This is a genomic window from Prochlorococcus marinus XMU1406, assembly GCF_017696055.1.
Lineage (GTDB): Bacteria > Cyanobacteriota > Cyanobacteriia > PCC-6307 > Cyanobiaceae > Prochlorococcus_A > Prochlorococcus_A marinus_W.
This window is the reverse complement of sequence record NZ_JAAORG010000001.1, coordinates 400,284-424,810: the sequence shown is the minus strand read 5'-3', so window position 1 is coordinate 424,810 and position 24,527 is coordinate 400,284. Positions and strand designations below refer to the sequence as shown.

At 32.0% G+C, this 24,527-nt stretch carries 28 protein-coding genes; 16 read left to right on the top strand and 12 right to left on the bottom strand.

The window, feature by feature from the left end; translation table 11 throughout:
* Positions 1 to 15 precede the first annotated feature (15 nt).
* A complete protein-coding gene (locus HA149_RS02440; RefSeq protein WP_079293330.1) occupies positions 16 to 276 on the top strand; it encodes a hypothetical protein in 261 nt (86 codons plus the stop codon).
* Between the two features lie 81 nt (positions 277 to 357).
* Positions 358 to 1,116, top strand: a complete 759-nt coding sequence (gene tatC, locus HA149_RS02435; protein WP_209112694.1) for a twin-arginine translocase subunit TatC — start codon at positions 358 to 360, stop codon at positions 1,114 to 1,116.
* Here tatC and HA149_RS02430 read toward each other — a convergent pair.
* Positions 1,085 to 1,402, bottom strand: coding sequence for a DUF3067 family protein (locus tag HA149_RS02430; protein ID WP_209112692.1), 318 nt, complete (start codon positions 1,400 to 1,402; stop codon positions 1,085 to 1,087). The two genes, tatC and HA149_RS02430, sit on opposite strands and share 32 nt — an antisense overlap.
* Before the next feature lie 123 nt (positions 1,403 to 1,525).
* Between HA149_RS02430 and petC the strand changes: the two genes are divergently transcribed.
* The 5 genes from petC to HA149_RS02405 are packed head-to-tail and all read left to right on the top strand — an operon-like array spanning position 1,526 to position 5,222.
* The gene (petC, locus tag HA149_RS02425) at positions 1,526 to 2,062 is read left to right on the top strand and encodes a cytochrome b6-f complex iron-sulfur subunit (protein ID WP_011817974.1); all 537 of its coding nucleotides are present in this window, start codon (positions 1,526 to 1,528) and stop codon (positions 2,060 to 2,062) included.
* 25 nt (positions 2,063 to 2,087) lie between these two features.
* Positions 2,088 to 3,020: a cytochrome f gene (gene petA / locus HA149_RS02420; protein ID WP_432421769.1), complete on the top strand. Its 933-nt coding sequence runs from the start codon at positions 2,088 to 2,090 to the stop codon at positions 3,018 to 3,020.
* A 10-nt stretch (positions 3,021 to 3,030) separates the two neighbouring features.
* Entirely contained in the window at positions 3,031 to 3,924 is an 894-nt protein-coding gene (gene lgt, locus HA149_RS02415; protein WP_209112688.1) for a prolipoprotein diacylglyceryl transferase, read from the top strand.
* Positions 3,917 to 4,672 carry a precorrin-4 C(11)-methyltransferase gene (cobM, locus tag HA149_RS02410; protein WP_209112686.1) on the top strand — a complete coding sequence of 252 codons (756 nt, stop codon included), beginning with the start codon at positions 3,917 to 3,919 and terminating at the stop codon, positions 4,670 to 4,672. The genes lgt and cobM overlap by 8 nt, the downstream gene beginning before the upstream one ends.
* 55 nt (positions 4,673 to 4,727) lie before the next feature.
* Positions 4,728 to 5,222, top strand: coding sequence for a helix-turn-helix domain-containing protein (locus HA149_RS02405; RefSeq protein ID WP_209112685.1), 495 nt, complete (start codon positions 4,728 to 4,730; stop codon positions 5,220 to 5,222).
* Here the strand turns inward: HA149_RS02405 and HA149_RS02400 are convergent.
* Positions 5,215 to 6,810 carry a Ppx/GppA phosphatase family protein gene (locus tag HA149_RS02400; protein ID WP_209112683.1) on the bottom strand — a complete coding sequence of 532 codons (1,596 nt, stop codon included), beginning with the start codon at positions 6,808 to 6,810 and terminating at the stop codon, positions 5,215 to 5,217. The two genes, HA149_RS02405 and HA149_RS02400, sit on opposite strands and share 8 nt — an antisense overlap.
* 104 nt (positions 6,811 to 6,914) lie before the next feature.
* On the opposite strand from HA149_RS02400, the gene HA149_RS02395 reads away from it, so the two are divergent.
* Positions 6,915 to 7,823, top strand: a complete 909-nt coding sequence (locus HA149_RS02395) for a 4-hydroxybenzoate polyprenyltransferase (RefSeq protein ID WP_432421768.1) — start codon at positions 6,915 to 6,917, stop codon at positions 7,821 to 7,823.
* A 9-nt stretch (positions 7,824 to 7,832) separates the two neighbouring features.
* The gene (locus HA149_RS02390; protein ID WP_209112681.1) at positions 7,833 to 8,702 is read left to right on the top strand and encodes an LD-carboxypeptidase; all 870 of its coding nucleotides are present in this window, start codon (positions 7,833 to 7,835) and stop codon (positions 8,700 to 8,702) included.
* Here HA149_RS02390 and ispD read toward each other — a convergent pair whose 3' ends face one another.
* Positions 8,703 to 9,374 carry a 2-C-methyl-D-erythritol 4-phosphate cytidylyltransferase gene (gene ispD, locus HA149_RS02385; protein ID WP_209112679.1) on the bottom strand — a complete coding sequence of 224 codons (672 nt, stop codon included), beginning with the start codon at positions 9,372 to 9,374 and terminating at the stop codon, positions 8,703 to 8,705.
* A gap of 92 nt (positions 9,375 to 9,466) precedes the next feature.
* Between ispD and fabG the strand changes: the two genes are divergently transcribed.
* The gene (gene fabG / locus HA149_RS02380; RefSeq protein WP_209112676.1) at positions 9,467 to 10,216 is read left to right on the top strand and encodes a 3-oxoacyl-[acyl-carrier-protein] reductase; all 750 of its coding nucleotides are present in this window, start codon (positions 9,467 to 9,469) and stop codon (positions 10,214 to 10,216) included.
* On the opposite strand, the gene HA149_RS02375 is transcribed toward fabG, so the two are convergent.
* A complete protein-coding gene (locus HA149_RS02375; RefSeq protein ID WP_075487712.1) occupies positions 10,217 to 10,396 on the bottom strand; it encodes a hypothetical protein in 180 nt (59 codons plus the stop codon).
* Between the two features lie 131 nt (positions 10,397 to 10,527).
* On the opposite strand from HA149_RS02375, the gene groL reads away from it, so the two are divergent.
* Positions 10,528 to 12,273, top strand: a complete 1,746-nt coding sequence (groL, locus tag HA149_RS02370) for a chaperonin GroEL (RefSeq protein ID WP_209112673.1) — start codon at positions 10,528 to 10,530, stop codon at positions 12,271 to 12,273.
* 4 nt (positions 12,274 to 12,277) lie between these two features.
* On the opposite strand, the gene HA149_RS02365 is transcribed toward groL, so the two are convergent.
* Genes HA149_RS02365 through HA149_RS02345 form a run of 5 tightly spaced genes read right to left on the bottom strand, consistent with a single transcriptional unit; the run spans position 12,278 to position 16,702 of the window.
* Positions 12,278 to 12,844 carry a glycoprotein gene (locus HA149_RS02365; RefSeq protein ID WP_209112671.1) on the bottom strand — a complete coding sequence of 189 codons (567 nt, stop codon included), beginning with the start codon at positions 12,842 to 12,844 and terminating at the stop codon, positions 12,278 to 12,280.
* Positions 12,845 to 12,851: 7 nt separating this feature from the next.
* Positions 12,852 to 13,676, bottom strand: a complete 825-nt coding sequence (locus HA149_RS02360; RefSeq protein WP_209112669.1) for an ABC transporter permease — start codon at positions 13,674 to 13,676, stop codon at positions 12,852 to 12,854.
* A gap of 47 nt (positions 13,677 to 13,723) precedes the next feature.
* The gene (locus HA149_RS02355; RefSeq protein ID WP_209112667.1) at positions 13,724 to 14,740 is read right to left on the bottom strand and encodes an ABC transporter ATP-binding protein; all 1,017 of its coding nucleotides are present in this window, start codon (positions 14,738 to 14,740) and stop codon (positions 13,724 to 13,726) included.
* 37 nt (positions 14,741 to 14,777) lie between these two features.
* On the bottom strand, positions 14,778 to 15,779 hold the full coding sequence (locus HA149_RS02350) for a heme o synthase (RefSeq protein ID WP_209112664.1): 1,002 nt from the start codon (positions 15,777 to 15,779) through the stop codon (positions 14,778 to 14,780).
* Entirely contained in the window at positions 15,776 to 16,702 is a 927-nt protein-coding gene (locus tag HA149_RS02345; protein WP_209113909.1) for a COX15/CtaA family protein, read from the bottom strand. The genes HA149_RS02350 and HA149_RS02345 overlap by 4 nt, the downstream gene beginning before the upstream one ends.
* Positions 16,703 to 16,965: 263 nt before the next feature.
* On the opposite strand from HA149_RS02345, the gene coxB reads away from it, so the two are divergent.
* The 4 genes from coxB to HA149_RS02325 all read left to right on the top strand — a co-directional run bounded on the left by coxB (position 16,966) and on the right by HA149_RS02325 (position 20,452).
* The gene (gene coxB / locus HA149_RS02340) at positions 16,966 to 17,769 is read left to right on the top strand and encodes a cytochrome c oxidase subunit II (RefSeq protein WP_209112662.1); all 804 of its coding nucleotides are present in this window, start codon (positions 16,966 to 16,968) and stop codon (positions 17,767 to 17,769) included.
* The gene (ctaD, locus tag HA149_RS02335) at positions 17,766 to 19,391 is read left to right on the top strand and encodes a cytochrome c oxidase subunit I (RefSeq protein ID WP_209112659.1); all 1,626 of its coding nucleotides are present in this window, start codon (positions 17,766 to 17,768) and stop codon (positions 19,389 to 19,391) included. Before coxB ends, ctaD begins: the two co-directional genes overlap by 4 nt.
* Before the next feature lie 6 nt (positions 19,392 to 19,397).
* On the top strand, positions 19,398 to 20,000 hold the full coding sequence (locus HA149_RS02330) for a cytochrome c oxidase subunit 3 (protein WP_209112657.1): 603 nt from the start codon (positions 19,398 to 19,400) through the stop codon (positions 19,998 to 20,000).
* 98 nt (positions 20,001 to 20,098) lie between these two features.
* Positions 20,099 to 20,452, top strand: a complete 354-nt coding sequence (locus tag HA149_RS02325) for an AbrB family transcriptional regulator (RefSeq protein ID WP_209112655.1) — start codon at positions 20,099 to 20,101, stop codon at positions 20,450 to 20,452.
* Between the two features lie 10 nt (positions 20,453 to 20,462).
* On the opposite strand, the gene HA149_RS02320 is transcribed toward HA149_RS02325, so the two are convergent.
* Positions 20,463 to 21,116 carry a riboflavin synthase gene (locus HA149_RS02320; protein ID WP_209112653.1) on the bottom strand — a complete coding sequence of 218 codons (654 nt, stop codon included), beginning with the start codon at positions 21,114 to 21,116 and terminating at the stop codon, positions 20,463 to 20,465.
* A gap of 112 nt (positions 21,117 to 21,228) precedes the next feature.
* Here HA149_RS02320 and HA149_RS02315 point away from each other — a divergent pair, with 112 nt between their 5' ends.
* Entirely contained in the window at positions 21,229 to 22,371 is a 1,143-nt protein-coding gene (locus HA149_RS02315) for an aldo/keto reductase (RefSeq protein ID WP_209112651.1), read from the top strand.
* On the opposite strand, the gene HA149_RS02310 is transcribed toward HA149_RS02315, so the two are convergent.
* Together HA149_RS02310 and cobT are read right to left on the bottom strand one after the other, a co-directional pair.
* Positions 22,360 to 23,358: a hypothetical protein gene (locus HA149_RS02310; RefSeq protein WP_209112649.1), complete on the bottom strand. Its 999-nt coding sequence runs from the start codon at positions 23,356 to 23,358 to the stop codon at positions 22,360 to 22,362. The genes HA149_RS02315 and HA149_RS02310 overlap by 12 nt on opposite strands.
* Positions 23,359 to 24,516 (bottom strand): nicotinate mononucleotide-dependent phosphoribosyltransferase CobT, encoded by a 1,158-nt coding sequence (gene cobT, locus HA149_RS02305; RefSeq protein ID WP_209112647.1) that lies wholly within the window; start codon positions 24,514 to 24,516, stop codon positions 23,359 to 23,361.
* Between the last annotated feature and the right edge of the window lie 11 nt (positions 24,517 to 24,527).

Genomic DNA, 24,527 nt, shown 5'->3' with positions numbered 1-24,527 from the left:
AAATTTTAAATTTAAATGTTTGATTTTCTTTTGGGCACTCATGAATTTTTAGGAAATCATAGTTTTCCAGAATTTATTGTTGGATATCTATTTGGTGCTGCATTAATAATAGGAGCTCCTACTGTTTTCTTACTACTTGCATTCGTAAGCGCATTAATGAAAACAAATGGGAAAATGGGTGGATATAGAGAATATGAAACATATGGTGAATCATCCCTAAATGATGCCCCTCCTTTCTTATTACCAGATCCAACTAATCCTAAATTAGGCAAATAATTAAATTTATCGAAAAATAAATTTGAATTTGATGGTAGTAATTTTAAACCCCTTTTTTTACAAAATCTTTATCAAATAATAATGAGTGGTATAGGTCAAAGTGAAAATAAACTGTCAGATTCTATGACTTTTAGCGATCATTTAGACGAGCTTCGTCAAAGGATACTAAACTCAATTTACTCAATACTTATTTCAATATTTTTTAGTTTTCTCATCATCAAGCCATTAATATCTTTTTTGGAAATCCCAGCAGGCGATATTCATTTACTCCAACTTGCTCCAGGAGAGTTTTTATTCGTTGCTATTAAAGTTGCAGGTTACAGCGGATTGATAGTTTCAATGCCTTATATTTTTTATCAAATAATACTATTCATTTCTCCTGGCTTAACAAAACAAGAAAAAAGCCTTATCTTGCCAGCGGTTTTTGGTTCAGGTCTTCTGTTTTTTTTAGGATTAATTTTTTCATGGTGGTTATTAGTCCCTGCAGCAATAAATTTCTTTATTACTTTCGGTGCTGATATTGTTGAACCAACTTGGTCTATAGAAAGATATTTTGATTTTGTTCTCTTATTAATGTCTAGCACTGCAATAGCTTTTCAATTACCAGTATTACAATTTATTCTTGGTTCTCTTGGAATAATTACAACAGAAAAAATGATTTCGAATTGGAAGATAGTTGTAATCTCCTCCGCAATCTTATCTGCAGTGATTACCCCTTCAACAGACCCATTGACAATGTCGTTGCTATCTATATCGATTGTGTTTTTATTTTTTGTGGGTACTGGATTAACTTACTTATCAGAAAATCTTAAGTCAAAAACTCTTTCATCTTCTCATTAAGATTTAATTGCAAGCTGACAGCTCTGCCTAACCTTGGCTTAGAATTGACTTTCTTTAGCCATTCCCTTACTTCTTCTGAATATCCACTTCTATTTAAAATCTCGATTTTATCAGCTATCGATTTTTTATATTCATCTTCACTTAAAGGAAATGATTCCTGACCAAGAAATCCCCACATCATTTGAAAATAAACAAATTTTCCTCTTCTAAAGAGTCTAAAATCATATTTCTTTCCCCAACGATGAATCAAATAATGGATAACTTCATCTACTAGTAATGGGTTCATTTAAATCGATTAATTAAGACTTCCTAAACTTTTACTTTAAATTATTAAAAGTCCTATCTATTTGCAACAGAAATTGAACAATTTGATTCATAATAACTAATAAATAACAGAACCAAGTAGCGAATGACTCAATTAAGTTCCAATGATGTCCCTTCAATGGGTCGAAGGCAATTTATGAATCTTCTTACATTTGGTACTGCAACTGGTGTAGCTTTAGGAGCCCTTTACCCCGTCGCAAATTATTTCATGCCTTTAAGAGCAGGTGGTGGTGGTGGTGGAACTTCTGCTAAAGATGAATTAGGGAATCCAATAACTAAGACAGGTTGGTTAGCTACCCATCAAGCAGGAGATAGAAGCCTAGTGCAGGGTCTCAAGGGAGATCCAACTTATTTAATAGTTAATGAGGGTGGTGAAATAGGAGAATTTGGTTTAAATGCAATTTGTACTCATTTAGGTTGCGTTGTCCCATGGGATAGTGGTGCTAATAAATTTATATGTCCTTGTCATGGCAGTCAGTACGATACAAATGGGAAGGTAGTCAGAGGGCCAGCTCCTTTATCTTTAGCCCTAGCTCATGTTGATATTGAAGATGATGCTGTACTCGTTAAGCAATGGTCAGAAACTGACTTTAGAACTAATGAAAATCCATGGTGGGCATAAAAAAATGAAAGGTCTTAAAAATCAAATCATGAAAAAAACAAGTCTATTTATCTGTACGCTGCTTTTCATTTCGAGCATTGTATTTTATCCAAGTATCACTTTTGCTTATCCATTTTGGGCTCAGCAAAACTACGAATCCCCAAGAGAAGCCACAGGAAAGATAGTCTGTGCAAATTGTCATCTAGCTCAGATGCCTACAATTGCAGAGGTTCCTCAATCTGTTGGAGCAGACAGTGTCTTCAAAGCTGTAGTCAAAATACCCTACAAAAATGACTTAAAAGAGATCGGTGCTGATGGTTCTGAAGTTCCATTACAAGTTGGTGCTGTTGTAATGCTGCCTGATGGTTTTAAACTTGCCCCACAAGAAAGATGGACCGAAGAAATTAAAGAGGAGACAGAAGGGGTTTATTTCACTAATTACAGTGAAGAGAAAGATAATATCATTATTGTCGGACCTTTACCTGGCGATACCAACAAAGAAATCGTTTTCCCTGTGCTTTCCCCTGATCCATCCACTAATAAAGAATATCACTATGGAAAATACTCGTTACATATCGGGGGCAACAGAGGAAGAGGACAGGTATACCCAACTGGAGACAAAAGCAATAATGTAGTTTTCACTTCTTCCACCTCGGGAACTATAAATTCAATAGAAACAATTGAAGATGGTAGCTATAAGGTCAATATAGAAAACGAGAATGGCGAGATAACTACTGAAGCAGTTCCTATTGGTCCTCAACTTATCGTAAAAGCACAAGACAAGATTAATGCAGGTGACCCCCTTACTAATGATCCCAACGTTGGCGGCTTTGGGCAATTAGATGCTGAGGTTGTACTTCAGAGCCCTTATAGAGTAATTGGATTGATTGCATTCTTTATTGGTGTAGGTCTAACCCAAATACTTCTAGTATTAAAGAAAAAACAAGTAGAAAAAGTGCAAGCAGCAGAGGGTATCTAACTTTCTTTAAATGCTTATATTTCAAGCTTTTATACAATCTCCAGGAGAAACTTTTTTAAATTTAGGATTTCTAACTATTAGATGGTATGGATTGCTTATTTCGGTTTCAGTTTTAATAGGCCTATTTATCTCTAAAAAACTAGCAAAAGCAAGAAATATTAACCCAGAGTATATTAGTGAAATACTTCCATCATTAATAATCTTTTCAATAATTGGAGCTAGAGCTTATTACGTAATTTTTGAGTGGAGACAATATAGTGGAGAGAGCTTTTTTACTTCTTTAGAATTATTCAATAAGATCATTAAAATACCTTCTTTTCTTGCAGTTTGGGAAGGAGGAATAGCAATTCATGGAGGTCTAATTGGAGGATTAATATCTATAATCTTTTTCTGTAGATCGAAAAAAATTAATTTAAAAACTTTTATAGATATATTAATACCCTCGATTATTCTTGGACAATCAATAGGAAGGTGGGGAAATTTTTTTAATAATGAAGCCTTTGGAGTTCCTACAAATTTGCCTTGGAAATTATTTATACCTATTCAAAATAGGCCTTTAGAATTTCTTAATTATGAATTTTTTCATCCTACATTTCTCTATGAGTCATTTTGGAATCTTTTTATTTTCATACTCCTCATCATTACCTTTAATAAACAAACTAAAACAGATTTTTTCAGGCCTGGCTTAATTAGCTGTCTTTATTTAATAAGTTATAGCTTTGGAAGATTCTGGATTGAAGGTTTAAGAACTGATCCACTATGCATTGGTGGACTTCCACCTTTCTGTGATGGAGGTATAAGAATGGCTCAATTTATAAGTATTTTTCTATTTTCTTCTGGATTAATTGGAATATTTTTTTTAAGATTGAGAACATACACTGGGAAAAATAGAAAGAATGGATAAAAAAATATCCTTTATAGGTGTTGGTCCAGGCGATCCAGAATTATTAACTGTAAAAGCATTAAAAAAGATAAAAATTGCAGATGTCATTATTTGGACTGATTCTCTAATTCCTGAAAAGATTTTAGATTTTTCTAAAGAAGGTTCTGAAAAAATAAAAACGAGTTCTCTCAACTTAGAGCAAATCACCTCAATTATGATAGAAAAATTTAAGGCAGGGAAAACTGTTGTAAGATTGCATGATGGAGACCCTTGCCTTTTTGGAGCAATTAGAGAACAAATCGAAATTTTAAAAAACGAAAAAATTAAAATCGAAATTGTTCCTGGAGTAAGTGCTTTTCAAGTTGCTGCAGCATATCATGAAGCTGAGTTAACTATCCCTGACGTAACGCAAACAATAATTTTAACTAGAGCAGGAGGGAGAACAGGGATGCCCGAAAAAGAATCTCTGAAAGATCTTGCGAAACACAACTCCTCTATATGTCTTTATCTAAGTGCTAGACATGTGAAAAGGTCTCAAGAAACTCTACTAGAGTTCTACCCTCCAGAGACTAAAGTGATTGTTGGATTCAGAGTATCTTGGGATGATGGTTGGACGTCATTAATAGAATTAAAAGATATGGAAAATTTTTCTATTGAGAAAAGACTAATTAGAACAACTATTTACATAATTAGCCCAGCAATTAGTAATTCTCAAAAAAGATCTAATCTTTATAATCCATCTTATAGACATCTCTTTAGGAATAAATAATCTTTAAGTTGTTAGAAAAATATTAATTACTATAATTAGTAAAAATTTACTTGCTTTGAAAGAAATAAAATCTGTTTCGGAAATCAACAATAAAGGAGGAGATTCCTCTTTAAAGAGAATCGGAAATTTCATTAAAGAGGCTAGATTAAGTAAAAATCAATCTATTGAAGAATTGGCCTCTGATTTAAAAATCGGCGCTCATCAACTTGAAGCCATAGAAGAAGGTAATGAAGAAAAACTACCTGAAAAAGTATTTGTCAAAGCAATGATTAGACGGATTTCACAAAAACTCAAAGTTGATACAGAATTTTTAATGGATGAATTCAAGACAGAGAGGAAAGAAGTCAAAATTGAAGAAATAGTTGAAGAAGTTTCCAAAAAAAATTACAAATCTAGGCAATCTAAAAATTTCAATCCATTAGGATTCCTAATATTTATTTTAATTTCAGGCTTTCTGGGACTAATCGCCTCGTCCTTAATTTTCAATTTATTTTCAGACTCTTCTCAGAATCAAACTCCAAAACAAGAACTTATTAAAAAAACTAAATAACTTTTAAATCCAAATTCTTTAGTTCTTTTATTACATTACGGCATAATCCTAAGTTCCATTTTTCAAGAAGAAGATCATGGTTTCTATTTAAAGGTAAAAGTTCAAAAGTAAGAATATTTTTCTGCAATTTTATTTGAACTGAGGAGATCACCTTGTCAGGTCTTTGATCAAGAGATGCTGCTAGTCTCAGGATTAATGACATTTCAAGAACTAATGTTTTATCTTCTTTGGATATTAAATTTTGCCAAGACTCATGTCTTTTCTTGGGTAGACTCTTTCTATGGTACCTAGCAATTGAAGCAATAATATTTGTTTCTGCTTCAGAATATCCCAACAACTCACAATTTTTTATTAAGTACCAAGAGTGTTTGTGATATGAACCAACATTCACGTATCTACCACAATTATAAAGATTCGAAGCTGCCCAAAGAAGTTCTTTGGCTTTAGGGGCATTATCGCTATAAAAGATATTTTTAGTCTGATCATAGATTTGAAAGGCAATATCAATAACTTTCTCAGCTCTTGTATTATCTACTCCAAACTTTCTAGCCTGATGAACTATAGTCGTTTTTCTAATATTACTTTGAATATTAAACTCGCTTTTAATTATCCCTTTACGAAGCATCCAATCTACAACCAAACCCTCTCGAAGCGCCCTCTCACTTATTATTAATTCATTAAAGTTCAACATCTCCATTGCGGTTTTTAATATCAATGCTCCTGGAATAATTATTTCTGCTCTTCTCTCACTTAATGAAGGTATTTTCTTGATTTCCGAAACTGGCAATTTAATTAATTTTTCCAATACATTTTGTAAATTTTCCCTTTTAAATTTATAACCATGCAACTTTTGTTTAGATTCTCCCAAATCATCTGAAATCAAATTTCCTAATGAGGTTGCAGTGCCACTGGTTGCAATCATAGATAAATTCTTATCTCCCTTAGATCTACTCTTTATTTTTCGAACAGATGGTTCTAAAGATCCTTTAATAAAAGTTGTTAGAAAACTTGATCTTTCTGAATTTATAGACTCTTTATTTAAAAAATCATTTTTAAGTCTTACAGCACCAATTCTCGAACTGGTAAGAGCTTTAGCATCTTTTTTATCTGCAAGTATTAATTCTGTAGATCCTCCTCCAATATCTATAATTACAAAAGACTTATCTTCAAAAGCCATACCAGAAAGAACACCAAGGTAAATTAATCTTGCTTCCTCAGATCCACTTATCATTTCTATTTGAATATCAGTTTCATCAAGAACTCTTCTAATAAAATCTTGACCGTTTGGAGCTTCCCTAACTGCACTTGTTGCTGCTGTTACTATTTGTTTTACTCCATTACTTTTACAATATTCCTTAAATCGCTTAAGAGTAACTAATGCTCTTTGGATTGATTCTTCAGTGAGATTACCCTCCTCATCTCTTTCTCCAAGACGAGTGGTTGATTTATCAGTGAATTTTATTGAAAATGATTTTAATTCTAGATTAATTTCTGCCACCAAGAGATGTATAGAGTTAGTTCCAATATCTATAGAAGCTACTAAAATTTGCTTTTCTTGAAAATATCTTAAATCTTGTTTCTGTATCATTTCTTTTTATGAGATGCAGATATCTTTAATCCATTAATAAATATACCCAAGATTGATTATTAAATAATAGAAATCATTTAATCCTAGTAAGATTATTTAAAGTTATGAAATATACAATAGGTCATATGCAAAATAAAAATCAACAACTTAAATTAAGTACTTTTTTTGAATTATTAAGGTGGAATAAGCCGACTGGAAGAATGATCTTACTTATTCCTGCTGGATGGAGTTTATATTTGACCCCAGATGCTAATCCAACATTTTTAATGTTGCTAAGAATTATTCTGGGAGGACTACTAGTAAGTGGATTAGGCTGCGTGGTTAATGATATTTGGGACAAAAAAATTGATCAAAAAGTTTTTAGGACAAAAAATAGACCTTTAGCTGCAAATAAAATAGGTCTTAACACAGCTTATTCAATTCTTTTCTTTTTAATTTTATGTAGCTTCTTTTTAACTTTGTCAATCCCTCAACCTGGAAGAATCCTTTCCATTTCACTTGCTTTTTTAGCATTACCTATTATTTTAATTTATCCTTCTGCCAAAAGATGGTTTAAATATCCTCAATTAATCTTATCCATATGCTGGGGTTTTGCTGTCTTAATTCCCTGGGCCGCAAATGAAGGCAATTTAAATAGTATTGTTTTATTGTTTTGCTGGCTAGCCACCATTTTTTGGACTTTTGGCTTTGACACTATTTATGCTTTAGCAGATAAAAAATATGATATCAAAATTGGAATAAATAGTTCCGCTGTTAACCTCCAGAACAATACGAGAATAACTATTCAAATTTGTTATTTTTTAACTTCTAGTTTTCTCGCATTATGCGGATTTATTAATCAAATGAATTTTATTTTTTGGCCAATTTGGCTCACAACGTCAATCTTAATGCAGAGAGATATAATAAAAGTATTTCCTGAGGAAAAGCAATCAATAAAAAATATTGGGAATCACTTCAAAAATCAATCAATTTATGGAGGAGTCCTTTTATTAGGAATTATTATTGCCTCATAAATTCTAAATATGGTTTTTAGATTAAAAAAAGGAGATCTAATAGATATTTTAGCTCCAGGCTCCTTTATTGATGAAGACGAAAATTTTCAAAAAGGCATAGAAATTTTAAAAAACTGGGGCTTGGAAATTAATGAAAATAATTCTCTATCAAAAAAATTTGGTTATTTTGCAGGTGATGATCTAACTAGATATGAAGAACTGGAAAAAGCACAAAATAGTAAGCTAATCATTTTTGCAAAAGGGGGCTGGGGTTCAGCAAGAATATTAGAAAAAGAACCTTCTTGGCAGCATGGTTTAATGCTTGGATTCTCAGATACATGTTCTTTATTACTATCTAAATATTCTCAAGGATTTATAGGTTCTATTCATGGCCCCATGGTTACTGGCCTTTCCAAAGAGCCCGAGTGGAGTCTTGAGAGATTAAGAAATTTACTTTTTAAGGGATATGTTGAGGACATAAGAGGAATTCCTTTAAGGGGTGGGAAAGCTAAAGGAGAAATTATCGTTTCTAACTTAACTATTGCTACTTTTTTAATTGGTACTAATCACTTTCCAGATTGCAAAGGAAAAATAATAATTTTTGAAGATATTAATGAAGATATTTATAAAATTGATCGAATGTTGACTTACCTCAGAATGACTAAAACACTTACTGAAATTGCTGGCATTGGATTCGGAAGTTTTTCTAATGATTCCTGCGATCTTGAATGGAAAGATTTGTTAAAAAAATGCATTATTGAAAGACTCCAAGAGTTTGATTTTCCTATTCTTTTTGACCTCCCAATAGGCCACATATTTGGAAATGCTTGCATTCCTTTAGGATACGAAGCCACCTTAAATGGTGATGATGGCATTCTTAGTATCGATACACCTTTTTAACTAGGGGTTCTTCACAAAAAGTTTTGCTATTTTCAAATCTATAGGGGATGTAATTTTTATATTTGAATAAGTTCCTTCAATAATCTTCACTTTCCAATTAAGCATTTCGAATAGTGAGGCATCATCTGTGACATTCCAGTTTTTATCAATTGCCATCTTATGAGCTTTTTTTAATCTATCTACTAAAAAGCCCTGAGGAGTTTGCGCTGCCCATAAATAATTTCTATCTGGTGTTTCTTTAATAAAACCTTTATTATCAACAATCTTTATTGTGTCAGTTATCTTAGTAGCCAAAATTACAGCTTCATTTTCATCTAATTCCTTGGCACAAAGGTCTATCAATTCAGGATTAATTAGACATCTAGCACCATCATGTATTAAAACTTTTTCAGCATCTTTTGGTAGCGCATTTAAACCATTAAAAACTGACTGCTGTCTTGTATTACCACCATTAATCCAATGAACTTTAGGGGCAAAATCCTTTACTGAATTTAATAATAAATTTTTATCTTTCGGCTGCCCAATTATTCCAACCCAATTTGTTGAGCTTGCAGAAAATACAGATTTTAGTGTCCAAAAAATCAAAGACTCTCCCTCTAAATCAATAAGTAATTTATTTTTTCCAGCTTTCATTCTGCTACCGCTCCCTGCAGCTGGTATTAAAAAGTGCACAATAGAAGGTCTTAATATTTTCTAGACAATTATAAATAAAAGCAATATCTTTACACAAATAGTACTACGATTGAACATTATAAAATTTCATAATGTCCAATAAAGATTCATTATCAGGCAAAGTTGCTTTAATCACTGGAGCTAGCAGAGGAATTGGTAAAGAAATTGCTTTAGAACTAAGCCGCTTAGGAGCAGAAGTTTTTATTAATTACTCTTCTTCTGATGAAAAAGCTGAAGAAGTTGTAAATTCAATAAAAAATTCGGGAGGTAAAGCTCATAAATTAAAATTTGATGTTTCAAAAGAGGATTCTGTCAGTTTAGCTTTTGAAGAAATAATCAAAATTAATGGCACCATTGATATCCTCATTAACAATGCTGGCATTACGAGAGATGGACTATTGATGAGAATGAAATCGGAACAATGGGATGACGTACTCAATACGAACTTAAAAGGAGTTTTTCTTTGTACAAAATATGCTTCAAAATTTATGATGAAAAAAAGAAGTGGTAGCATCGTAAATATTTCATCTGTTGTTGGAATAATTGGTAATCCAGGGCAAGCAAATTATTCTGCTGCCAAAGCTGGAGTTATTGGATTTACCAAAACTTGCGCTAAAGAATTTGCTTCAAGAGGTATAAACGTAAATGCAATAGCTCCTGGTTTCATAGAAACAGAGATGACTGAAAAACTTAATACTGAAGAGATTCTTAAAGTTATTCCTTTAGGGAAATTAGGAAGTTGTACTCAAATTGCAAACTTAGTGGCATTCTTAGTTTCAAGTGATGCAGGGAGCTACATTACAGGGCAAACAATCAGTATTGACGGGGGTATGAGTATTTAATTATGTACTTTGATAAGGCTGACCCAATTCATCTCTTAATCTTCTAATTTTTTGTAAAAGTTTTAGTCTTCGACTTCTAGCTGTTAATGTCAAGAAAAATCTTAAAGGAAAATATATTAGTGTCATAGCAATCGCGAGGATTGCGGTAAGAGTAAAAATAAGATTATTTGTTTCTTCCATAATTTAAAGATACTCTTATTTGAGTTAATTTGTATGTCTAATTAAAAGAAATTCGGCTTTCCCCACTTAATTAAATATCCCTAAAAAATGATTCTATGGGAGATTAGAATAAGGTTAAAGATCAAATAAACATGGCTAAACAGTTAAGTTTTTCTAATGAATCAAGAGAAGCTCTAGAAAAAGGTGTAAATTTCGTAGCTAATGCAGTAAAGGTTACTATTGGGCCAAAAGCAAAAAACGTTGTAATAGAAAAGAAATTTGGTTCGCCAGACATAGTAAGAGATGGATCTACAGTCGCTAAAGAGATCGAGATTGAAAACCCTATTTCTAATTTAGGTGCGAAATTAATAGAACAAGTCGCATCCAAGACAAAAGAGAGTGCTGGTGATGGAACAACAACAGCAACCATTCTGACTCAGAAGATGGTTCAGGAAGGATTAAAAAATATTGCTTCTGGCGCCAACCCTATTGAGTTAAAAAAAGGTATGGAGGCAGGCCTAGCTTTTGTCTTAGAAAAATTAAGTTCCAAAAGTATTTCATTGAGTGGTTCTGATATCCAAAAAGTTGCGACAGTCAGTGCTGGAGGTGATGAAGAAATTGGATCTATAATTTCGAAAGCAATGGATATTGTTACTTCAGATGGTGTAATAACTGTTGAAGAATCTCAATCACTAGAAACAGAATTAGATATAACTGAAGGGATGTCTTTTGATAGAGGTTATAGTTCTCCATATTTCGTAACAGACCAAGAGAGACAAGTTTGTGAACTTGAAAACCCTAAAATATTAATAACTGATCAAAAAATCTCAACTTTAGTTGATCTAGTTCCAATACTTGAAGAAATTCAGAAGTCAGGCTCACCTTTTCTAATTCTTGCTGAAGATATCGAGGGAGAGGCTTTAACCACTCTGGTTTTAAATAAAAATAGTGGGGTTTTAAATGTTGCTTCAGTAAGAGCTCCGTTATTTGGTGAGAGAAGAAAAGCTGCCCTTGAAGATATTGCAATTCTTACAGGGGCTAAGTTAATTAGTGAAGATAAATCAATGACACTTGATAAAGTATCGATTAATGATTTAGGAAAAGCAAAAAAAATAACTATCACAAAGGATAAAACTACAATTGTTGCCTTCGAAGACACTAAAGATTTAGTTAAAGAACGAGTAGAGAAATTAAAGAGAGAAGTCAATATAACTGAATCAGAGTATGATCAAGATAAAATCAATGAAAGGATAGCCAAACTAGCTGGAGGAGTAGCTCTTATCAAAGTAGGAGCTGCTACAGAAACAGAGATGAAGTATAAAAAATTGAGAATCGAAGATTCCCTTAATGCTACTAAAGCTGCTATTGAAGAGGGTGTTGTTTCTGGAGGAGGACAAACTTTAATTGAAATATCAGATGACCTTTTAAATTTAAGTCAAACATCTTCCGATGATTTAAGAACAGGGATAAATATAATTAAAGAAGCCCTTTTGGAACCAACCAAACAAATAGCAAAAAATGCTGGTTTTAATGGTGATGTAGTTGTCTCTGAAATTAAAAGACTTAACAAAGGCTTTAATGCTAATTCCGGAAAATATGAAGATTTAAAAGATTCAGGGATATTAGATCCAACCAAAGTAATAAGATTAGCCCTTCAAGATTCAGTATCTATTGCAGCTATGCTCCTCACAACAGAAGTTGCTATGGCAGATATTCCAGAGCCTGAAGTCGCAGCCCCTGGAGGGCCAGGTGGAGATCCAATGGGAGGAATGGGTGGCATGGGCATGCCAGGAATGGGTGGCATGGGTATGCCAGGAATGGGTGGCATGGGTATGCCAGGAATGGGTGGCATGGGTATGCCAGGAATGGGTGGCATGGGTATGCCAGGAATGATGTAAAAATTTAACTTGCTTTTTTATCGTCATTAATCCACTTTCTTAAATTTCTAATATTGGGTAGTGGCAATTTTGGGGTTTTAATATATTGATTTATTTGATTAGAATTTTGTTTAATATTAAAGACTTGATTATTGTTAGAAATTTTTAAGTGATTTGATTCGCAATTTTTTTCTTCTATATTTTCAACAGTTTTTGATAATTCAAGTTTAATTTGTTCTTGATTTTCTTCTTCATGATTTTCATCAATTAAAGTTATTTGTTCTTGATTTTCTTCTTCATGATTTTCATCAATTAAAGTTATTTGTTCTTGATTTTCTTCTTCATGATTTTCCTCAATTAAAGTTATTTGTTCTTGATTTTCTTCTTCATGATTTTCCTCAATTAAAGTTATTTGTTCTTGATTTTCTTCTTCATGATTTTCCTTTTGTACTGGACTATGGATTAATAAATCACTTAAAGAATCAATCCCAAATCTATGGACCCACTTAAGAACAATATTTTCTTTAAGCAAAAAATTATTTTCTGAAGAGGCTTTTTTAAAAACTTCTATTAGATGATTTTTTAAAAGCATAAATTTATTAATTTAACTTCTTATTTAACAGAGGCCTTATGATAATCAAGGATAAAACTGTTAAAGAAAATAAAATTGATATACAACTCTTACAAGTTAAATCACCATATGGGGCATGTAAAGCCACTAATTCTAAATTCATAGTTTCTGTATAAGCAGTCCTAATAGGTTCAATAGCAAAAGTTAATGGATTTAATGAGGCTAACCAGCCAAGCCAATTTGGCATGAAAGAGATTGGAGCTAAAGCAGTGCTTGCGAAAAGAAGAGGTAAGTTTACTACAAATATAAGAGCAATTAATTCAATATGTCCTGGCAAGACAAACGCTAAACATAAACTTATTGATGTAACAAAAAGAACCAATAGAATTAGTGTTGTAAAAACAATTCCTAAACCATATAAGTTAGGCCATCCATAACCCAAAATGTATGAAACAACCATTATTACAATACTCTGAACAAAGCTCAGGATTGTTATGTAAAAAAAAGAAGATAAAACTATGGATAATCTACTGGTTAAAGGAGCTACAAGTAATCTATTAAGAAATCCAAACTCTCTATCAAACATTAAAGGAAGACCAGAATTTAGGGCTCCGCTAAAAGCAGTGAAGACAATAAGTCCTGCTCCTAAAAAATTCCCATAAGAATCAACTCCTGGTAAAAAACCTTCAGGAGCTTTAGAGAATAATGCCCCAAATAAAAAAAGCCAAATTATAGGTTGTAATATTCCAGCTAAAAGAGTTGATGGTCTTCTTTTTAATTGAATAAATAATCTCTTTGTTAAGGCAAATGTTTCTTGATATAAAAAAGACAAATTATACTGTTGTAATTCCATAATTTGCAGTAATTAATTTCATTATAGTTAGTTAACCAGAATTTTTTTTATCGCATTGATTGCTTTGATTCTTTTTTAAGGTCTCTTTTCCCTGCCATAGAAATTTCGGCATCCAATAATGTTTTCCCTGTTGCCTGAAGATATACATCATCCAAGCTTGGCTGACTTTGGGTAAGAGAAAAAATTTCAAACTTTGAGAAGGCCAATTCCACTTTGAGCTTCGTAAGTAAATCTTTTTCCTTATCTGCTACAAAATTTATCGAGAAACCTTGAGATTCATTTATTATAGTCTGACTAATTCCATCTATTGAAGATAAAATTTGGCATATATTTTTTGCTTCTTCCTGATTACTAAATTCTCTTACTTTCAAAGTTACTCTATCTCCTCCTAATTTATTTTTCAGTTCTGTAGGAGCCCCTTGTGCTATGACTCTTCCATCATCAATTATCACTAATTTGTCTGCCAATTTATCTATTTCATCAAGATAGTGACTGCTTAAAATAATAGTCATTCCATTATTTCTCAAATCTTTCAAAAGTTGCCATATGATATTTCTACTTTCAATATCTAAACCAACTGTAGGTTCATCCAATATTAATACTTGGGGCAAATGTAAAAGTCCGGCTGCAAGATCTATTCTTCTTTTCATTCCCCCTGAATAAGTTCCGCACTTACGATCAATCCAATCATTCATTTCTAATTGATCTATTAATTTCTTTATCCTTTCAAATTTTTTGTTTTTATTGATGTGATATAAATCTGCTTGAAAATCCAAAAGCTCTCGTCCAGTTAATATTTTATCAAGTGCAATATCCTGGGCAACATAACCAATTAATTCTCTAATTTTCCTTGAATTTTTTATCAGATTAATATTATTTATTAAAACTTCTCCACCATCAGGCTCTATTAAAGTAGCGAGTATTTTTATAAGTGTTGATTTACCAGCACCATTTGGACCTAGTATTCCGAATAATGTTCCAGCTTCAATTTCCATTGATAAATTTTTTAAAGCCTTGATTTCTGAATAAGATTTTGAGAGCCCTTTAACTTTTATATAATTCATCAAACTTACTATTTCTTAAAAACATTTTACATCTAATTTAATTACTAAGCAGGGATACTATAGATAAAAATATTTGCATAGATTGCTGCTCAAATTCTACGGATTGTTGGGTTCTGGAAATTAATAACAAAAGACAAATACCAAACATATAGAGAATAGACCACCTAAAAAGAGACTTTGCTCTTGAAAGATCATCAGGAGATTTCTTTAATTCATTTATTAATTGCAAAAGTCTTCCATTAAATGGCAATAACATAATGCCGTATAATAAGCCCCCTTCAGGTAAAGCAAAGACTCCCATAATACTCATTAAAACTGTTGCCCATCCATAACGAGAAATCGCTTTAGCAGTAAAAACAGATCCTTTAACAGAAGGGAGCATAGGAATACCAACAGATGCGTAATCATCCTTCAACAAAATTGCAAGTGCCCAAAAATGAGCTGGGGTCCATAACATTACTAAACCAAACAACCACCAACCACTAAGACCTACATGCCCTGTAGCAGCAGATGCTCCAACTAAAGGTGGTATCGCACCAGCAACTCCTCCGAAAACAATATTTTTTGTTGTACGAGGTTTCAAAATAACTGTATATAAAATTACGTAGCTAAATAAACCAAGAAGAGTTAATCCCGCAGCCAAATAATTTACACCACTTACTAAAAGCATCAAAGCTGCCAAAGTACATGATACGGCAGCTAAAAATACAGTCTCAGAAGACAACTTTCCTGCTGGCAAGGCTCTTTTGCTAGTTCTTATCATCTTCTTGTCTAATTCCATTTCCCACAAGCAATTAAGAGCTCCTGCTGCTGCTGCTGCCAAAGCACCGCCTCCTAAAGTACAGATAAGTTTCGGTGAAGACAAAGGCCATTCTTCTGTTAGAGCCATTCCTCCCAAAGTTGTTGCCAATAAAAGTGGGATTAATCTAGGTTTTGCGACTTCAAGCCAAGGCGGCAAAGTTAATCTTTTTCTTGAAGGTACAACTTCATCTCTAATTGATGATTTATAGTTCAAGTTTTCTAAGTTACTACTGTTCATGAATTGATACCCACCATTTGAGAATTTAGGGAGTGGTTTAGGCCTTTTTTGGTAAAAGGATTTCTAAAAATTAATGTTGTTAATATCGCAATAAATAAAGAGGCGTTAAGTTGATGACCAATAATAAAAATAGGTTCATTCAAATTTGTTTTAAGACTTAAAACACCCAAAGCAATTTGGAAAAAAAATAGAAAGATGAGTGCTAAGAGATATTTCCAATTTTTATTAAGCAAACTTCTCTTATAAATTGCAGTAGCAATAACTAATAGAATTGAAAAAGCAATTGGGAAAGCAAATAATTTATGAGTATTTAGAATTAGACATTGTTTATTAAAAGATAAGCAAAGATGTGCTGACCAGGTTGATGAAAGCCTTACTCCAATAAAAGATTGAATCAGAGTAAATAAAAGAGGAACTAACAATAATAATCTCCACCAAATTAATGGCTCTTCTAGTTGATCATTTTCTAAATTTTGATTTATTGAAATTGTTGTGATGAGAAGTAGAAAAGCTATTAAAAGATGACCAGTAACAGTATATGAATCAAGCAGGTTTATAACTGTTAAAGCTCCAAAAGATCCTTGGACAATAACAAGAAAAAGTAATAATGAATAAGTTTTAGGTAACCAATTTGGAATTTCATTTTTCCAAAGAATTGAAAGGGCAAATTTAAAAAGAATTAATATTCCAACCAGAAAAGCATCTAGACGATGAAACCACTCTAGAAATACTCTTAGGTTCATATGATTAAAAGGCAAAAAAGATCCGTAACATAATGGCCAATCTGGGCATGCAAGCCCTGCCTCCATGACTCTCGTAGCACCACCAATTACGATTAGTGCGATAAGTGCAAGTACACTATGACTTCCCAACCTTTTAAAAATTGTCAGATATTTTGATTTATATAATTGACTATTAATCAAATGGATAAAACCTATTATTTTGCATAATAAATTAGATTCAAATACCAAACATTAATTAAAAATTAATATGTTTAATTTAAAAAATAATTTACTAATTTAATCTTTTTTCCCTGACAATTAACTCTAAAAAGTTATTAATAATACGCCTTTTATTTCATAAATCTTAAGAAGTTGTGAATTTAAATGTTTTTCTTTTAACAAAGGATGCAGGATTAAAAAAATTGAATATCTTGAGAATATAAATACAAATTTTTAGAGATCAATTGTTAAATAAAAACATTTATTTAATACTAATTATTTCACTCGTTTTTGCTATATCTTTTTGGATTGGTTTTAATGTAAATTTGCTCCCAGCTGAAGCAAGTATTAATGCCCCAATTTACGATGAACTTTTTAAAATTCTTTTCATCATTGGATTAATTATTTTTATAGGAATGACAATAGCTGTTATTTATAGCTTATTTAAGTTTAGAAAAAGAAATGATCAGATAGGCGACGGTATAGCTTTAGAGGGAAATTTAAGCTTAGAAATTGTATGGACAATTATCCCTTCAATAATTGTTTTATTAATAGGTTTATATAGCTACAACATCTACGATCGAATGGGAGGGATGAAAGAACTAAATCATAATCACGGAATGATGACTTCTAACACTGAAAAAATATGGGCTGGCATAAGTCAAACTTCTGATAATGAAATAGCAATAAATAATTTATCAATTGAGGTGTCAGCTATGCAATTTGCATTTCTATTCAATTATCCCAAGGGCAATTTCATATCAGGAGAACTACACGTTCCTGTTGATCAAAAAGTATCAATGAAAATGGAATCTAAAGATGTAATTCATGCTTTTTGGGTTCCAGAGTTCAGAATAAAACAGGACATTATTCCTGGACAACCTACTATTCTAAATTTCACTCCTACAAAAGTAGGAAAATATCCAATAATTTGTGCAGAATTATGCGGTCCATATCATGGAGGAATGAGAGCCTCCATAATTGTTGAAGAAGAATCAGATTACAACGAATGGTTTAACAAAAATAAAAAACCAGAGGTAAATTTATGACAATATCAATTGATCCACAAAAAACTAATAATGAAAGCCTTCAACCTAAAGGCTGGCTTAGATACTTTAGTTTTAGCCTTGATCATAAAGTAATTGGGATACAGTACTTAGTTTGCGGTTTTCTTTTCTATTTAATAGGAGGAACCTTAGCGAGCGCTATAAGAATTGAACTAGCTAGTCCAATGTCTGATTTTATGCCAAGAGATGTTTATAACCAAGTTTTAACTTTACACGGAACAATAATGATATTTCTATGGATAGTGCCTGTAGTAAACGGTGCTTTTGGAAATTATTTAATACCATTTTATGTAGGTGCGAGAGATATGGCATTCCCAAGATTAAATGCCGTAGCGTTTTGGTTAATTCCTCCTTCAGGTTTGATGCTAGTAGCAAGCTATTTTGTTGAGGGTGCTGCTCAGGCTGGATGGACGGCTTATCCACCTTTGAGCATAACTACTCCTCAATCGGGACAAATTATTTGGATTCTTAGCGTTCTATTACTTGGAGGCAGTTCTATATTTGGTGGAATAAACTTTATCGCGACCATTATAAAATTAAGAAGGCCAGGATTAAAACTTATGCAATTGCCAATGTATTGTTGGGCAATGCTTGGGACAAGTCTATTAGTTGTTTTGTCAACTCCTGTTTTAGCAGGAACTTTAATTCTACTTAGCTTCGATATCATCGCTAATACAGGTTTTTTCAATCCTGTTTTAGGTGGCAATGTCGTAGTTTATCAGCATTTATTTTGGTTTTATTCTCATCCAGCTGTATACATCATGGTCCTTCCTGCCTTTGGTTTAGTTAGTGAAATACTTCCTGTACATGCTAGAAAACCACTTTTTGGATATACAACAATGGTTTTTTCAATAATGGGGATAGTAGTTTTAGGTTTAGTTGTTTGGGCGCATCACATGTTTACGAGTGGAACGCCCCCTTGGATGAGATTGTTCTTTACTATTGCCACAGCATTTATTGCTGTTCCAACAGGTATAAAATTTTTCAATTGGGTTGCAACATTATGGGGAGGTAAAATTTCCATCAATAGTGCAATGCTATTCTCTTGCGGATTTATTATAAATTTTGTTTTTGGAGGTATTACAGGAGTTGCTTTGGCACAGGTACCTTTCGATATTCACGTACATGATACCTATTTCGTTGTAGCCCATTTTCATTACATAGTTTATGGAGGGACTGTTTTTATTATTTTCTCTTCAATTTATCATTGGTTCCCCAAAGTAACTGGGAAAATGCTCAATGAAAACTTAGGAATTTTACATTTTATCATTACCTTTATTGGATTTAACTTGTGCTTTGCTCCTCAACATTGGCTTGGTTTAAATGGAATGCCAAGAAGAGTTGCAGAATATGATCCTCAATTCCAGTTCGTTAATCAAATTAGTAGCCTTGGGGCTCTTTTGATGGCTATAAGTACAATTCCTTTTTTAATCAATGTGTTCCTCAGCGTAAGAAATGGGAAAGATGCTGGCGATAACCCTTGGGATGCTCTTACACCTGAATGGTTAACATCCTCTCCACCTCCAGTTGAAAATTGGGAAGGAGAAGCTCCATTAGTTGAAGAACCTTATGGTTATGGTAAAGAAATTTCTGAACAACAATAAAAACATATGACAACTCTAGATAGCTCAAAAGAAATTCAAAAAAATAATTCTGAAGTTAATGAAATGCATGAAGACTTCAGAATGTTTGGTCTTATAACTTTCCTAATTGCGGACGGAATGACTTTTGCTGGATTCTTTGCTGCTTATTTAACTTATAAAGCAGTAAATCCATTACCAGATGGTGCTATTTATGAATTAGAACTACCAATACCTACTCTCAATACAATTTTGTTACTTGTTAGTAGTGCAACTTTCCATAAAGCAGGCAAAGCACTTTTAAAAGATAAAAACTCAGATTCCCAAAAATGGTTATTTTTTACTGCTTTTCTTGGAATTATATTTTTAATATGTCAATTATTTGAATATTTTCATTTACCTTTTGGATTAACCGATAATTTATTTGCAAGTACTTTTTATGCTCTTACTGGTTTTCATGGATTACATGTCACTTTAGGCACTTTAATGATTTTAATTATTGCTTGGCAATCGAGAATCAATGGGGGAAGATTAACTAGTCAAAATATGTTCCCATTGGAAGCTGTTGAATTGTACTGGCATTTTGTAGATGGAATATGGGTTGTTTTATTTATTATTTTGTATCTTTTATAAAAAACTAAATTTCAAAAAATTAAATATATTTTTTATTAATTTATATTGCCACAGTTCTCCTTTTTAGTAAGAATATATAATTATGATTTTGTCAGATAATGCTTGAAGGAAAAGAACTTCTTGAAAAAGCAAAGTTATTAAGCAAAAAATCTGAAGATGAGATAGCAAAAGGTTGTGGGTACGTAGGTCCAAGTGGAAGAATCTTAAGAAAAAGTTTTTATAGGGCGCTTATCGAAGCTAAGGGTTACAAAATAGGAAATGGTCGTCTGGGGAAAAATGGTAATAGAGCTTCAAGAGGCAGACAGACAGAATTCAAAACTAAAGTTCATGGCAATGGGAACCTATTAATTGGTCATGCCTACACCAAAAAATTAGGTCTACAACCTGGTCAGGAATTTAAAATCGATCTTAAAAAAGAGTCAAAAACAATTTATCTGATTCCATTAAATTAAAAAATATATTTTACCAACCGTTTTCTTTAAGCCACTCGGAAGAAATATTATTTGAAGATAAATCTTGATTACTATTTTTATTAAATAAAAGTAATTTCTCTACATATTTAATTAATGCATCTGCCTCAAGGTTTACGCTGTCACCGATATTTAATTTATTCAGATTTGTGTTATGCCAAGTATGAGGAATTATCGCAATAGTAAATATTTCTCCTTCCTGCTCATATTTTGCAATCGTAAGACTTATACCATTTACACAAATACTCCCTTTATTAACTACATATTTTGAAAAATTATTATTTTTCCACTTTATTGATAAAAGCCAAGATTTCTCTAATTTTTCTATATTCTCAACTGTTCCAAGGCCATCAACATGTCCGCTGACTATATGCCCTCCTAGACGGTCAGACACCCGAAGAGCGGGCTCCAAATTAACAATCTGATTCAGGTTCGACTTTACTCCTAAAGTTGTTTTTTTTAATGTCTCCTCACTAACATCAACAGTAAATTTATTTTGAAAAATCTCTTTAACTGTCAAACAAATTCCATCAACAGCTATGCTGTCACCGATTGCCATATCAAATAAATTATCTAGAATTTCAATTTCTAAAATATTTTTTTCTTGTCTTAGTTTTCCAACTGATTGAATTATTCCTGTAAACATAGCTTTAAGAAAAATATTTTTGCAAAATTTTGTATTTACTCTAATTTACTTTAAATGATTTTCAACTATAAATAAATTAAAGAGTCAATAAAAAGAAATTGATAATATTTAGATGATTATTAATTCACAAAAAAGATCATTTGGTAGAGGGCCGAAAGTGAGCTTATTCACTTTAGGAACAATGCGAGCAACTGAAAGTCTCGAAAAAATGTATAGCATAATAAAAAATGCATATTATGTAGGAATTAACCACATAGAAACAGCACCCTCTTATGGTGATGCTGAATCACTTATTGGAAATTCAATAAAAAAATTAGCAATAGAGGAGAATATAAAAGAAAAAAATTGGGTGATTACTTCCAAAGTTTTACCAAAGGGTGATTTTGACTTTTTAAAAAATAATTTTAAAAAGTCTCTTAAAAATTTAAATCGAGAGAAAATTAATAATCTTGCAATTCACGGACTCAACTTAAAAGAACATCTAGATTGGGTTCTTGCTGGAGAGGGTAAGAAATTCATATCTTGGATACTTGAGAAGGAACTAGTTGATCAAGTTGGTTTTAGTTCTCACGGAAGTTATTCACTAATTAAAGATGCAATTAACTCTGAAGTTTTTACTTTTTGTAGTCTTCATTTACATTATTTAGATCAATCTAAGATTGCTTTAGCAGAGGAAGCTATAAAAAAAGGTATGGGAGTTTTAGCAATATCACCTGCTGATAAAGGCGGTAGATTGTATTCTCCAAGTGATATTTTGATAGAGGCCTCTAAGCCTTTTCATCCATTAGAATTAGCGTATCGATTTCTGCTGGCAAAAGGCATTACAACTTTATCCTTGGGGGCGTCAAACAAAAAAGATTTTGAATTTGCCCATAAACTTAGAAACTCATTCGAGAAGCTTACAAAACTTGAAAAAAGCGCCCTGAATAAAATTGAGGAAGTTTCTAATGAAAGATTAAACTCAACCAAATGTGAACAATGTAGATCTTGTCTTCCATGTCCAAATGAAGTCCCTATTCCAGAAATACTTCGTTTAAGAAATATATCTATTGGTTATGGCCAATTAGAATTTTCAAAAGAAAGATACAATTTAATAGGAAAAGCTGGCCACTGGTGGGAAGAAAAAAATTCCTCATTTTGTCAAGAATGTAATGAATGTGTTCCTAAATGTCCTAGTAAATTAGATATACCAAATTTATTAAAGGAAACTCATAACTTATTAATTGAAAATCCTACAAAAAGATTATGGGGATAAGGACTCATTCCAAATATTTTTAAGATTAATTTTTTGTTCATTTGTTAAGACAGGGAAAGACCAACTATTTTCCCAACATTTCTCAGAAGGTCCTGAGATGGGGAGCATTTCAGATTTATATTTACTTTGCAAATAATCACTATTGAATGGAAGATACCAACCCTGGCTTACTAATTTATCTACTATTGATTTATTTTCTAAAAATTTAATCCATTTAATTAATATTGCATTATTTAGATTTGATCGACTAAGTAGAAAATGCCACATCAAAGGTACGCCTTGGCTTGGGAAAACTAAAGAAAGCCTTGGATCTATTTTTAAATATTTTGAACAAAGACTATAAGGAACTATTGCGACAATAGCATCCGAATTAATCAACCAATTGAGCATATTTTTATCATCAAATAACATTGCTTGGCTTTTGAGTTTTTTTAAAGAATTAGATGAATTAATTTTTTGAGCAATTGACAATATTATTCTGGGACTTTGTGGAAAAATAATTTTCCCATTTAATTTTTTAGAAAGAAGAAAATCCCAAGATGTTCTGGCTGAACTTATTAATTCTTTATTATTCTTAATGATAATTGTATAGGGTACTACGCCAATAGGAAATAATTTACTCCTCTGATTTTGATTGAAGCTTCCCAAAAAATCTATCGATCTCTTATCCAAATTTTCGAACAGTGCATATTCATTTATTTTTTCAAATTCTGAAAAATCTATACTAGAAATCCATCCATCATTTATTAAAGTAAAGTCAGAATTGAAAATTGTGTTTCTATTTTTTTGTAGCCGAATATTTTCAAAATTAATTTTTTCCTGCTTCCAATCTTTTGGAATCGTATCTTTAAAAGATTCTGGATAAAAAGAATTTTGTAATGCAATTTTTACTTTATTAGGTAGATTACTGCAAGAGTTTAAGAAAAATAAAAGCGAAAGCTTACCACAATTTAAAAATTCTCTTCTGGTTACAAATTTTGAAAACATTCAGCAATCCTTCTCTAAAGAAATTTGACCTAGGCCCTTCATCATTTCCAGATTTTGTTGACACAATGAAACTATTTCTTCATTTTTAAATCCATCTAAAAAAGCAAGCAATGATATTCCACCAGCACCTACACCTTCTTTTACATGACCTAATTCATAATCCTTCAATTCTTTGTAATTTGAAGATTTGAAATTCAAAGGACTTGCTAAACCTAATAATTTGACATCATATTTTTCATTAATTAGATTTACTAAATCATTTAGAGAATTATCTTTCAAAAGCCACCCAGTTGTCGCAATAAAAACATCTTCAATGAATTCATCTTTATTTTTTTCATCTAAAAATTCTAATACAAGCAAAATGACCGCTAACATCTGACTTCCTCCAGACAATATTACAGGTTGTTTTGCTAACCTGGCACCAATTAATAGACCCATTGAGAAAGCTTGGAAAGGATCACCTACCGCCGCGACAACATCAAAAGAGTCAAAATCAGCCTTGAAATTTGCATTGAAAAGTCCTCTTTTAACAACTTGTCTTCTTAGTTCTCTTGGAGCTTTAAATAAACTACTCCCTACTAAATTAGATACCTGCAAACCAAAAGCTTCCATTACTGCCTGAGCAGTTGTGGTGCCCCCCGGTACAGATTCAGAAATTAAAACTGGTTGTGTTAATGATTTTCCTATTGCAAGACCTTTTTCATAGAGATCTAAAACTCTCTCTTTAGTCATCGATTTACCAGTAGTAAGACAATTTGATGGGCCCAAATTTCTATCTTCTACAACCAAATGATTAAAGTAAGGCTTTGCTCCTATTCCCAGAGGAACAATCACTGGATAAATATTTATAAGCTTTGAACAAACATGACTTATTAGGGCCGGAGTTACACCTGCATTGAGAAGAGGTAATTTATATTTATGATCTTTTGAAGCACCCTCAAGCAAAAATTCGGCATCTGCGAGCGCAGTTTTTCTCCTTGATTTTGCATTAATACCTGCTGCGGAAATTCCTGGAATTTGTGATGTATTAGTACCAGCAATTATAAGAAATATTTTTAAATTTTTAATATTCTTTTTCAGTATTTCTATCTTATTATGTTGTCTTTTTTTATTGGATTCATTACCAAAAAAATTTATCCCTAATTCTGTACTGTACATTCTTAATTTAT